Annotated in this window: 16 protein-coding genes; 4 read left to right on the top strand and 12 right to left on the bottom strand. The window is 28.2% G+C overall.

The features are described 5' to 3' along the window. Window positions 1–107 precede the first annotated feature (107 nt). Both KM800_RS04860 and glyA read right to left on the bottom strand, forming a co-directional pair. Window positions 108–347, bottom strand: coding sequence for a hypothetical protein (locus KM800_RS04860; protein ID WP_217812052.1), 240 nt, complete (start codon window positions 345–347; stop codon window positions 108–110). Window positions 348–471: 124 nt separating this feature from the next. Next, complete coding sequence (glyA, locus tag KM800_RS04855) at window positions 472–1,707, bottom strand: serine hydroxymethyltransferase (protein WP_217812051.1); 1,236 nt, start codon at window positions 1,705–1,707, stop codon at window positions 472–474. Between the two features lie 207 nt (window positions 1,708–1,914). Between glyA and KM800_RS04850 the strand changes: the two genes are divergently transcribed. Together KM800_RS04850 and KM800_RS04845 are read left to right on the top strand one after the other, a co-directional pair. Next, on the top strand, window positions 1,915–2,685 hold the full coding sequence (locus KM800_RS04850; protein WP_217812050.1) for a threonine/serine exporter family protein: 771 nt from the start codon (window positions 1,915–1,917) through the stop codon (window positions 2,683–2,685). Then, window positions 2,682–3,173, top strand: coding sequence for a threonine/serine exporter family protein (locus tag KM800_RS04845; RefSeq protein ID WP_217812049.1), 492 nt, complete (start codon window positions 2,682–2,684; stop codon window positions 3,171–3,173). Before KM800_RS04850 ends, KM800_RS04845 begins: the two co-directional genes overlap by 4 nt. Before the next feature lie 37 nt (window positions 3,174–3,210). On the opposite strand, the gene KM800_RS04840 is transcribed toward KM800_RS04845, so the two are convergent. Beyond that, window positions 3,211–3,483 carry a metal-sensitive transcriptional regulator gene (locus KM800_RS04840; protein WP_017750738.1) on the bottom strand — a complete coding sequence of 91 codons (273 nt, stop codon included), beginning with the start codon at window positions 3,481–3,483 and terminating at the stop codon, window positions 3,211–3,213. A gap of 151 nt (window positions 3,484–3,634) precedes the next feature. Between KM800_RS04840 and KM800_RS04835 the strand changes: the two genes are divergently transcribed. Together KM800_RS04835 and KM800_RS04830 are read left to right on the top strand one after the other, a co-directional pair. Then, window positions 3,635–4,111: a DUF4883 family protein gene (locus tag KM800_RS04835; protein WP_217812048.1), complete on the top strand. Its 477-nt coding sequence runs from the start codon at window positions 3,635–3,637 to the stop codon at window positions 4,109–4,111. An 81-nt stretch (window positions 4,112–4,192) separates the two neighbouring features. Beyond that, on the top strand, window positions 4,193–4,846 hold the full coding sequence (locus KM800_RS04830) for a DUF4397 domain-containing protein (protein WP_217812047.1): 654 nt from the start codon (window positions 4,193–4,195) through the stop codon (window positions 4,844–4,846). A 49-nt stretch (window positions 4,847–4,895) separates the two neighbouring features. Here KM800_RS04830 and KM800_RS04825 read toward each other — a convergent pair whose 3' ends face one another. The 9 genes from KM800_RS04825 to KM800_RS04785 form a co-directional block, all read right to left on the bottom strand. Then, the gene (locus KM800_RS04825; protein WP_217812046.1) at window positions 4,896–5,537 is read right to left on the bottom strand and encodes a lactate utilization protein; all 642 of its coding nucleotides are present in this window, start codon (window positions 5,535–5,537) and stop codon (window positions 4,896–4,898) included. A gap of 75 nt (window positions 5,538–5,612) precedes the next feature. Further along, entirely contained in the window at window positions 5,613–6,146 is a 534-nt protein-coding gene (scpB, locus tag KM800_RS04820; RefSeq protein ID WP_217812045.1) for an SMC-Scp complex subunit ScpB, read from the bottom strand. After that, window positions 6,130–6,891 carry a segregation/condensation protein A gene (locus KM800_RS04815; protein ID WP_217812044.1) on the bottom strand — a complete coding sequence of 254 codons (762 nt, stop codon included), beginning with the start codon at window positions 6,889–6,891 and terminating at the stop codon, window positions 6,130–6,132. The genes scpB and KM800_RS04815 overlap by 17 nt, the downstream gene beginning before the upstream one ends. Beyond that, the gene (locus KM800_RS04810) at window positions 6,860–8,047 is read right to left on the bottom strand and encodes a CCA tRNA nucleotidyltransferase (RefSeq protein ID WP_217812043.1); all 1,188 of its coding nucleotides are present in this window, start codon (window positions 8,045–8,047) and stop codon (window positions 6,860–6,862) included. Before KM800_RS04810 ends, KM800_RS04815 begins: the two co-directional genes overlap by 32 nt. A 133-nt stretch (window positions 8,048–8,180) precedes the next feature. Continuing rightward, the gene (locus tag KM800_RS04805; protein ID WP_217812042.1) at window positions 8,181–9,392 is read right to left on the bottom strand and encodes a D-alanyl-D-alanine carboxypeptidase family protein; all 1,212 of its coding nucleotides are present in this window, start codon (window positions 9,390–9,392) and stop codon (window positions 8,181–8,183) included. 173 nt (window positions 9,393–9,565) lie between these two features. Next, window positions 9,566–10,444 (bottom strand): site-specific tyrosine recombinase XerD, encoded by an 879-nt coding sequence (gene xerD, locus KM800_RS04800; RefSeq protein ID WP_217812041.1) that lies wholly within the window; start codon window positions 10,442–10,444, stop codon window positions 9,566–9,568. A gap of 242 nt (window positions 10,445–10,686) precedes the next feature. Further along, the gene (spoIIM, locus tag KM800_RS04795; protein WP_217812040.1) at window positions 10,687–11,334 is read right to left on the bottom strand and encodes a stage II sporulation protein M; all 648 of its coding nucleotides are present in this window, start codon (window positions 11,332–11,334) and stop codon (window positions 10,687–10,689) included. A gap of 65 nt (window positions 11,335–11,399) precedes the next feature. Next, a complete protein-coding gene (locus KM800_RS04790; protein ID WP_217812039.1) occupies window positions 11,400–11,921 on the bottom strand; it encodes an NUDIX hydrolase in 522 nt (173 codons plus the stop codon). Between the two features lie 25 nt (window positions 11,922–11,946). Beyond that, a complete protein-coding gene (locus KM800_RS04785; protein ID WP_217812038.1) occupies window positions 11,947–12,129 on the bottom strand; it encodes a hypothetical protein in 183 nt (60 codons plus the stop codon). Between the last annotated feature and the right edge of the window lie 43 nt (window positions 12,130–12,172).

The following is a 12,172-nucleotide window of genomic DNA, read 5'->3' as shown; positions in this document are numbered from 1 at the left end:
CCTAATCATAATTATATTTTCGAACATTATTTATGTTTTAAATAGGATTATTCGCATATATTATATCATATATACTCATATTGGGGAATAACTACTGAAAAATAAGACTAAAAACTTTTAATTTGTAAAATTTCCTTGGCCTTTTTAGATAAATGATGAACGTTTCCGGAAAAATGCATGTCCTTATACACAACTCCCTTAACCAAGTGACCTGACATTGTCTTTACATCAACATATTCTCCAACATTGCAGTCATTTATGCATATACCCCTGAATAATATTTTTACATCACTTCTATTTTCTATATATATTTTTTCTACTTCAACTAGACTTCCCCTTTTTATCATAGATATACCTCCGTTAATTTACAAATTTATAAATTATATGAAGTATATTATAGATTTATTCAGATAAAAATAAGAAAGGACACCGAATAACTCCGGCAGCCCTTCTTAACTGTATCAACATAATTTATTTATATATGGGAAATCCATTGCAAAGTTCTCTTACTTCTTCTCTTAATCCTGAAAGATCCTTGTCTCTATTTTCAACTATATAATTAATGAAATACGCTATCTTTTTCATTTCTTCCTCTTTAAAGCCTCTAGTTGTTGCTGCAGGTGTTCCTATTCTAATTCCACTTGTAACATTAGGTCCCAATTTATCAAAAGGTATGGCATTCTTGTTCACTGTTATGCCTGCATTTTCCAATAATTTCTCTGCTTCTTTTCCAGTCATGTTCTTATTGGTAAAATCAATTAATATAAGATGGTTATCAGTTCCACCGCTTACAAGTCTAAATCCATATTTTTTAAGTTCATCCGCCAACACCCTGGCATTTTTTACTACCTGATTTATGTACTGCTTGTATCCATCTGTAAGTGCCTCTCCAAAGCACACAGCCTTACCAGCAATTATATGCATAAGTGGTCCACCTTGAATTCCAGGAAATATAGTCTTATCAAGTGCTTTTGCATACTTCTCCTTGCACATTATCGCTCCACCTCTTGGACCTCTTAGAGTTTTATGTGTAGTAGTTGTTACAAAATCAGCATATGGTACTGGAGAAATATGTTTGCCTGCTGCAACTAATCCTGCTATGTGAGCAATATCTACCATCATATAAGCTCCAACTTCATCACATATTTCTCTTATTTTTTTGAAATCTATTTCTCTAGGATAGGCACTGGCTCCTGATACTATCATCTTAGGTTTATATTCTAATGCAAGTTTCCTCATTTCATCATAGTCAATAGTTTCAGTATCCTTCTTTACTCCATAAGAAATAAAATTATACAATTTTCCTGAAAAACTTACTTTGCTTCCATGAGTTAAATGTCCACCATCACTTAAACTCATTCCAAGCACAGTATCACCTAATTTTAATACTGACATGTATACTGCCATATTTGCCTGTGAACCTGAATGAGGTTGTACATTTACATGCTCTGCACCAAATAATTTTTTTAGTCTATCTCTGGCAATATCTTCTACCTTATCTACAACATAGCAGCCTCCATAATATCTCTTTCCTGGATATCCTTCAGCATATTTATTAGTTAGATAAGAACCCATGGCTTCCATAACTGATTGACTTGTAAAATTTTCAGAAGCAATTAATTCTATGCCGTCCTCTTGTCTAACTCTCTCTTCCTCTACTATATCATATACCTGCTTATCTGTATTTTGTAGATTTTTAAAATCCATTTTTTATTCCTCCTCAGTATTCTAGTGAAAAATTTACACATCTATTATTATATGCTAATTATTATACAGCTTATGTAAATTATAATCAATTATTTTGCTAATATAAAAAATGCTCTAAAATTTATAATTAATTATAGCAAATAATCTTAACTTATACTATAATAATTGTGAATTTATATTACCATTTTAATTAAGGAGCATACTCTCATGGATATTAATCGCACGATAAATATAGCTGCTTATGCAGGAAAAATACTTTTAGAAAGTGGTGCAGAAATATATAGGGTAGAAGAGACTATAACCAGAATATGTCATTCCTGCGGTATATTGAAAGTAGATGCCTACGTAACTATAAACGTAATAATAATATCTGCAGAAAGTAATTATGATAAAACAGTATCTCTTATAAAAAGGGTAAAACGCGGCAGCCAGAATTTAGAAAAAATATCTAGAGTAAATAACATTTCCAGACACATAAAAGATTCCGGTTATACTTTAGAAGACATATATAAAAAGTTACAAAAAATTGACAGATTAAAGACATATAGTTATAAATTGAATATATTTTCCTCTGGAGGAGCTTCTGGATTTTTTTGTCTTGTATTTGGTGGCAATATAAGAGACTTTGCTATTTCATTTATTATAGGTTGCTTAATAAAATTAGTATCTTCAACTTTAAGCTATCTACAGGCAAATGAATTTTTTATAAATATAATTTGTGGTGCTATTGCAGCACTTATAGCTTTAGTTAGTACAAAATTAAATTTATCTATACACACAGATACAGTAATAATAGGCTCCATTATGCTTTTAGTACCTGGCGTTGCTATAACAAACTCTATAAGGGATACTATTGCAGGAGATTTGCTATCTGGAGTTTTAGGTGGAGTAGAAGCTTTGCTTGTAGCCGTAGCCATTGCAGTTGGGACAGGAATAGTAATGAGATTATGGCTAATTACAGGAGGTTTTAGTTTATGATAATAAATTCTATATATGCACTAATAGCAACCTTTTGTTTTGCTGTACTTTCAAATGCCAGAGGTAAAAAATTGATTTTTGCTTCTGTAGGAGGTGGTATAACCTGGTTTATATATTTATTTGTGTCCTCATATTTAAATTTATCCAGTATATTATCTTATTTTTCGGCATCACTAGTAGGTGCAATTTATTCTGAAACAATGGCACGTGTATTTAAAACACCCGTAACTACATTTATAATAGGCGCTATAATTCCTCTAGTGCCTGGGAGTGGAATGTACAACACTATGTTTGAAACCGTACAGGGAAATATAGATAAATCTTTAGCTACAGGAATTAATACTATTGGAATAGCTGGTACAATTGCAGTAGGAGTCTTTTCTGTATCTTCAATATCAAAAGCAATTATACTCTTTAAAAGGAAACTACATTTAGATAGGTTAAGAGCACTTAGACACAGATCAAAATCTCATAATTCTAAGATTTAGATCAATTTAAATCAAACTCTAAATCTTAGAAATAAATCTATTTTAAAAACATGGTAAGTGTTGATACAAGTTCTTCTATTTTCTTTTCTTCTGATCTTTTATCATATTCTGTTAAGAAACAAGTTTTAGCATAGTTTTGAAGCAATAATCCACCAACTTTATTTATAGCAGCTCTAACTGCTGCAACCTGTATTAGTACATCTTTGCAGCAATTTTCTCCTTCAATCATCTTTTCTATTCCCTTTATCTGTCCCTCTATTCTTCTAAGCCTAACTTGGATATCTTTTTTTGGAATTAATTTTTTCTCCAAAGTATTCACTTCCTATTTTATTAATATATTTCAATGAAATCATTTATAAACTGTCTATAATAAATATTATTTATACTTAAATTTTTGTAATAAAATATGGTGCTTAAACATATTTTTATTTATAACAGTAATCTGATATCAAGGTGATAAAATGAAAAAACTATTATTAAGTTCTATTATAATAGTTGCTGTGTCTCTTATGCTAGTTGGATGCAACAACAACTTAAATATTATTAAATTAAACTCAAAAAAGCCTAACCAATTTTACTACACAAGTATGTTGTTAAAATCATTAAGTTCTGAAAAGCCTTCAAAATGCATTATAACTGAGACTAATTTTCATAGAGAAAAACAGTTGAATGCTGATTCTATTACAGATATAACAACTATGTTTAAATCTCTTAATGAAAAAAATTTCATAAGCAGGCCGAATAAACTTCCTTCAAAACCAGCTTATAAAATACTATTAATATTCAAACAGCAAAAATTGCTAGTCAATGTATATAACCAGCAATATATATCCGTATATCCCTGGGATGGTGAATACCCTATGGATTACATAAGCACAAGTAAAATACCCATATCTTTAAACCTATATAACTTAGGCAATTATATGTTTAAACAATAATTTATTCCTTATAATTGTATCACAGTTACCCGTTCAAACATATATTATAATGTGAATAAATTATATAAAAGGTGGCCTGTAATGTTTATTTCTCCTTATTCATTTTATAGTAATTTTTATAGAGTACAGAATCCAATATCATATATGAGAATTTTAAATGCAAGTACAAATTCTCCTGCATTAGATGTATATTTAAATAACAGACTTTTATATAGAAATTTAAATTATAAAGCATTTTCTGACTATATACCGTTACCATCAGGAACCTACAATATTACAATTTTTCCTTCTGGTGCTACAAGTAATCCTGTTTTTAACAGGGCTATATTTATACCGCCAGAAAAAATCTGGACTACTGCTGTTATAGGTACTTATCCAAATATAAATATACTTCCAATAGAAGATGAAATAAGACCTAAACTTCCACATAAAGCTCTGATTAAATTTGTAAATCTATCTCAGGATTCACAAAACTTAAACCTTTCTATTCAAAATGGAAGAACTTTATTCAGTAACATACCTTATAGAGGAGTTACTGATTATGTTGATTTAGATCCTAACACATATACATTTAATGTTACAGACAGCAATACCGGAAATCGACTTATATATGTTCCAAATATCAGATTAACTCCTAATAGATTTTATAGTATATACACCGTTGGAAATGCTTCAGAACCTTCTAATCTACAACTTCTCATTCCTCTAGATGGTAATAGCTACCTAAGACTTTAAGTACATGTTTTTAAATCTTGTTAAAGTAATTGTTTGCTTTAACAAGATTTTAATATCCTAGATTTTTATCTACAATAATGACTTTTATTCTTCCTTTTACATTTTGTCTTTTTATTAGAACATAATCATTACAAATTCTGTTATCTGATTTACAATCTACACAATATCCAGACTGAGTACAGGGAGTACCTATATTCAATCGTTTCGTATTAGCAGGAGCTGCAAAATATTTAGTTCTCTCCACTGCAGCATCTATATCTTTAACTATTTTATTCAATCCAGCTATTACCAAAACCTGTTCTGGACCATATATCATGGCAGCAACTCTATTTCCATTTCCATCTACATTATATAATTCTCCACTTTCTGTTATTGCATTACTGCTCACTATATATGTGTCACTTAAGAGACTTTTCCTATAAATATCTTTCATATCTTTTCGATTTAATCCCTCTTTATATCTATCCAAAAAATTGTAATTTCCACTTTTTAAAAAATCTATCACACCAGTCTCAAAAAGTGTCATAGAGCCCCCTACAGCTACAGTTTCTCCATCTTTCATAAAAGATTTTACTTTATTAACAACTTCTTTTTCATCTTTAACTAAGTATGCTTCCATATTATTTTTTTTCAAATTTTCCATTGTTCTTTTTACTCTTTGTTCATATACCCATTTTAAATTTTTATCCATAATTATCCGTATCCTTTCAATTATTACTTATAATTATAGTATAAATAATTAAATGCCTATTTTCAACTGTACAAATCAGTTTAAGTCAGGTAACACATCTATATTTTCAAGTCCAAAATATCTTAAGAACTCCTCAGTAGTACTATATAATATTGGTCTTCCAAGCACATTTAATCTTCCACTTTCTTTTATAAGTTTCTTCTCCAATAAATTATAAATTGCCCTGTCACTTTTAACCCCTCTTATTTCATCTACATCCACTCTAGTTATAGGCTGCTTATAAGCAATTATAGAAAGTGTTTCAATGGATGCCTGGGACAGTGATTGCCTAGAATTTATACCAAGCAGTTTTTCTACATAAGCACTATTTTCCGATTTAGTAACTAGACTATATTTGTCATCTGAATTCATAATCTTTATTCCTCTATCAGGGGTATCATAACTTTTCATCATTTTATTCATTATTTCTTTTGTAAAATTCAAACTACATTCTATAATTTCAGCAATTTGATTTATCTTTACAGGTTCACCGGATACAAAAAGGAGTGATTCAATTACTGAAAAGTATTTACTATTATCATTTATATCCATTCTAATTTGATTTATCATTCTCCTCTAACCTTTCTACATATATTTCTTCAAAATTTTCTCTTTGAACTGCTTTTACTGTTCCAATTTTTATAAGTTCTAAAAGTGCAACAAAAGTAACTACTTTTTCTATTTTATATGAACACCTTTTTAAAATATTGGAAAACTCAAGTGATTGTCCACTTTTTATGTTCTCTATTATATATTTCATCTTATCTTCTATTTTAAATTTATCTCTGGATATTTTTCCTTCAAACTTATTTTCTCTATTTGTTTTTTCTATGTATATATCCATAAGTTTAGAATAAATATTATATAATTTTATCATAGTCAAACCTTTTAAAAATTCTTCCGGCTTCAAATCTTCTTTGGTTCTAACTATTATTTCAGGTTTTTTATTAAAACTCCTTCCTATTTTTTTCTCCCTTTTCTTTAAAAATTCCGCTGCAATTTTAAACTTTTTATATTCCACTAGCTTTTTTACCAATTCTTTTCTTGGATCTTCAGATTCATTTTCATCTTCAGTATCAATTAATTGTTTTGGAAGAAGCATTTTAGATTTTATCTCTAAAAGTGTAGATGCCATTACAATAAATTCAGAAGTCAATTCTAAATCCAATTGTTTTATCCTATGTATATAATCTAAATATTGATTTGTTATATCATGAATTTTTACATCATATATGTCCATTTTATTTTTTTTGATAAGATGAAGAAGCAAATCAAAAGGTCCTTCAAAATTTTCTATCTTTATATTCAAGGGCATTTTTTATTTCCTCCGGATTAGTTTCTTTTTCTATACCTGTATTTAAGCGTATTTTCATACTGTATTTTAGTATTATTCCAATATACTTACCATTTTTAACACCTAATGATTTTAATTTGTTCCCATCTAAACATAATTTACATGATTTTAAATTATGAAGGTAGTTGTATATTTTATAAGTCAATTTAAAATTCCAACTTAAATATATTAAAACATAGCTGTGAATACCCTTAAAATTTTTAAAAATTTCATAGTTGTCTAAAATATTATCTTCAATACTCTTTATAAAATGATAATTTTCTCTTATATAAATTAAAGCCTTTTTTACTTTTGTATCCAAAATAGAGTTATCTGTTAAGATATTACTTTGCTTTTTATCTCTAAGTGAATAGTATAAATTTAAAACTCTAATATTTATATCATCATAGTCTGTATTTAAATTACTTTTTCCAATAAGATCACAATTCAATTTAAATATATGCAACTTTTCAAATAGCAAATAAGCACTCTTCCAATTATCTTCTTTGCATAATAAATATATTTCTCTTACTAAACGATCTGTACTTATACTTTGAAGTGCTTTATTACATATACAATTCATTATTTCATTAACATCATATAAATAGAATCCATATCGTATACTATATTTAATTGCTCTAAATATTCTAGTAGGATCTTCCATGTAACTGTTTTTATGCACTTTCTTTATTAATTTTTTCTCTATATCACCAATTCCTCCATAAGGATCTATTAGTCTATGATCTGATAAATCATAAGCTAATGCATTTACAGTAAAATCTCTTCTATAGAGATCATCTTCTATATCAGATGGAATAATTTTGGGAAGCATACCCGGCTTTAAATAACCTTCTTTTCTACATCTTATAAGATCTATACTTATTCCATTATTGAATATGATGGAAGCCGTTTGAAACTCATCATAATATTTGAATTTATACACTTCTTCTAAACTTTTTAAAACAACTATAGGATCCTCATTTAAACATATGTCTATATCTTTTACATTGGCATTAAGCAATATGTCTCTGACTGCTCCTCCTACTACATATGATCTTATATTTTTAGTCTTGCATATACGTTCTACTGAACTTACAATATATAATTCTTCATCATTAAATCCGCTTAATATATCCAAATTTATCTCTCCATATTATAATAAAGGCAGAAAAATCGCCTTATAGGTGAATTTCTGCCTTTATTATACCATTACATACTTATAAATAAGAATTTTATTTAAAATTTATATAATTTTAAATAGTTAATTCATGTCAGACTCCTTTATTTATAATATCAGAAAAATTATTTTTCAAATTTTTTAAAATTCCTGCTGATTTAACATCTCTATCAGTGCAAACATCTACTTTTCCAACTAATTTTCCATTTGTATATATATTACAATATCCTATATTTTCACCTTTTTTGTATTTCTTTTTATTTTTATTCAAGATGCAGTTATAGGTAATCTTGTCTTTGCTATTTTTTTCAACTATTACATTAAAATCATCTTTGGCTATTGCATTGAAAAATTTATCTCCTTTTTTATTTAAATTTATCTTTTGTACTGCTTTTCCCTTAGTAATTGATTTTATAGACTTATATTTTGAAAATCCATAATTCATTAACATACTTGCGTCTTTATTTCTTATTTTATAGCTTGGAGAACCCATGATAACAGCCAACATTCTAACATTATCTCTTGTAGATGTAGCAGATATGCAGTATTTAGCTGCATCGGTAAATCCTGTTTTCAGTCCGTCACAACCATTGAAAAATCTAACCAACTTGTTGTGGTTGACTAATTCTATTGGACTTTTTCTTCCTTCTGATATAGTTTCCATATATGTTCCCGTATACTTCAATATTTGTGGATGCTTTAAAAGTTCTCTTGACATTATGGATATATCATAAGCAGAAGTCATATGACCAGGAGCATTTAGTCCAGTACAATTTTTAAAACTAGTGTCCTTCATACCAAGTTCCTGTGCCCTTTTATTCATCAATCCTACAAATGCCTGCTCACTTCCTCCTAAATATTCAGCCATGGCAACTGCTGCATCATTCCCGGAAGCTATACCAATTCCCTTTATAAGTTCTTCAACCGTTCTTACCTCCCCAGTATCTAGGAGCATTGAACTTCCACCCATTTTTTTAGCATTCTCACTTATGGTTACCTTATCTTTCAAGCTTATTTTTCCTGAGTCCACAGCTTCCATGGTAAGAAGCATAGTCATTATTTTGGTAACAGAAGCTGGTTCAAGTTTTTCATGAGCATTTTTCTCAAATATTACTTTTCCAGATGTAGGCTCCATAAGTAGAGCAGACTTTGCATCTACAGTTAAATTTTCATTATCTTGTGAATTATATATATGTTTTGAAGATACTTCATATGCTTTAGTATTACACGTATACGTAATGCAAATTGATACTATGAAAAATATAGATAATAATTTACTTATAATCTTCTTCTGTGTTTTTATCATTGATTTTTCTCTCCCTTCATATGTACTTTGAAAAACACAATAATTCTAAGTTTATTATTCTCAATTTGATGAGTTATTTATTCATGATAATGAATTATTTAGAATTTTTATAATTTAAGCAAAAAATATACCCCTCTTTTATAAAGAGAAGTACTTTAAATTTTTTATTTATTTTATGCCCTTGGATGAGCTTTTTTATAAACTTCAGCTATTTTATTTTTCTTTAGAATAGATTCATATATTTCAGTAGCAGACAAATCTTTATGCCCTAAAAGTTCCTGAACAGATCTTATATCAGCTCCATTTTGCAATAGATGTACTGCAAAAGAATGTCTAAGTGTAAATGCATTTATATTTTTATCTATATCTGATTTCTCGGCATAATATTTTACTATTTTCCAAAATCCTTGTCTACTCATCTGTACTCCTCTTAAATTCAAAAATAGAAAATCCAAATTATATGTATTTAATCTATTACGCACATTTAAATATTTTTTTAAATACTTAACTGCTATAGATCCTATAGGTATGATTCTTTCCTGTTTTCTGGAATTTCTACATTTAATATAAGAAAGTTTCAAATTCATGTCATATATAGTTAAACTCAAAAGCTCCATAACTTTCATGCCTGATGCATACATAGTTTCAAGCATTGCCTTATCTCTTACTCCCTTGTCCTTGCTAAGATCAGGTGAATCCAATAATTTATCCACTTCATCTACAGTAAGTATTTTAGGTATAGTATGTTTAATCTTTGGCATATCATAATATAATACTGGATTTTCATCCACCAGACCTTTGAGCATGAGATATTTGTAAAAACTTCTGAGTGATACTATATTTCTAATTATAGAAGAAACGGCTCTTCCTTCTTTTTGTAGATATTGAACATAGGCCATTACAGATACAACTTCTATGTCTTTTATATTCTCATCTCTATTTTTTATAAAATCACAAAATTTGCTTATATCCCTTACATATGCATCTAATGTATTTTTAGATACCTGTTTTTTTTGTAATGCATAAACATAATCAAGTAAAATACTGTTCAAATCTACCACCACTTTTCAAAACTTCAAAAATTGACTAAAAATCATAATATAATTATACAGTATATTATGATTTTTGTTAAATATATTGTATACAAATATACTATTTTCATATACATTGGGTTTTACTACAAAATAATATATTATATAATCTAAAATTTTTGGTAAAAACATTCCAAATAAAAGGAGTAGAAAGAAGCACTTGAAAATAGTTATTAAAAATCGTAAATTATACTGTCTATCTATCATAATAACCAGGTCCCATTCATTACAATTAATTTCACCATATTTGGAGTTAAATATACTTCCAATATAAATCCTATACACATTATACCTATTATAAATACGAAAGTTATAGAATAGGATGTCAACTTAAGTAGTATATGTGATTTCCACTGATTATTGGATCTATCCCTGAACATAGTAAGAGAAAACTCCATAGCAAGTACAGATGAAAATATTATACACGGTATATATATTATGTTTTGTGGAAATATTCCCAGCAAATCAAACCATATACCTTTCATACCCATTTCTCCTATTATAAAACTTGAAGCAAAACCAATAGTAAATCCCTTTAAAACATCTATTATCAATATAATAGGTATTCCAATCATAGTAAGTCCAAGAAACCATATAGCTACAAGCATAGGAACATTTATCTTTAATGTTTCTATAAATATTGACTTATAATTTATACTACTGTTGTCTATACTATTTTTAAAACTATTTAAATAACTCAATAGATCACTTTTTTCAAATCCTCCCATATATCTTACACTATATACTCCAAGTACTATACCTGTACAAACACATAGAAGGCTTATTACATACAGCCAAAAATTATCTTGAACGTTTTTATTTATTAACTCAGTCACTTTGCCATTCAGCATAATTCATCCCCCTTTTGTTAATCTCCTTTTATATTTATGATGAACAAAAGAGTTATATGCCTATATTATATGAACATAAATGAACTTACTGTTTTCGCATCTTCTATTTCCCCTGACTTTATCATATCCCTTATCCTGTCTATTTTTATTTCCTTTAAATTTATAAATTCATCTTCATCTCCTATATCATCTCTGCCTTTGTATAGGTCTCTAGCTTCATATATATATATAATTTCATCACAGAAACCTGGACTCGTGATTATCTTGCCAAGGTAATTAAAACTTTTTGACTTATAACCTGTTTCCTCTTCTAATTCCCTTTTTCCACAAGTTTCTGGATCTTCACCTTTTTCTAGTTTTCCTGCTGGTATTTCTAAAACCATCCTTTCAAATGGTTTTCTAAATTGCTCCACCATAATTAAAGTATCCTGGTCTTTATAAGTTACGATGGCTACACCACCAGGGTGATTAACTATTTCCCTGCTGCTTTCCTTTCCATTTGGCAATTTTACTTTGAGCAAGTTCAAATCAATAATTTTACCTTTATATATATTTTTTTTATCTATAGTCTTTTCTACAAAATTCATAAGTATTTGCCCTCCTGAAATCATGTTATTTAACTTGATCCTCTATACTATTTATAATTTGTTTATAACTTCTTATAATTTGTTTTAATTCTTCTTCTTTATCTGGATCATTTGACATTTTAATTCTCAACTCATTAATTCTACTTTTAATTAAATTTTTTAAATCACTTATCTCTTCCATCTCAAATTCAACTTTGATTTTTCCCATTCTATTTTCCTCCCTTTTATATACTGTAATATTATTATTTTAT

The sequence above is a fragment of the Clostridium tyrobutyricum genome, assembly GCF_019144085.1.
Classification (GTDB): Bacteria; Bacillota; Clostridia; order Clostridiales; family Clostridiaceae; genus Clostridium_B; species Clostridium_B tyrobutyricum_A.
This window is presented reverse-complemented; position numbering and strand designations above follow the sequence as displayed.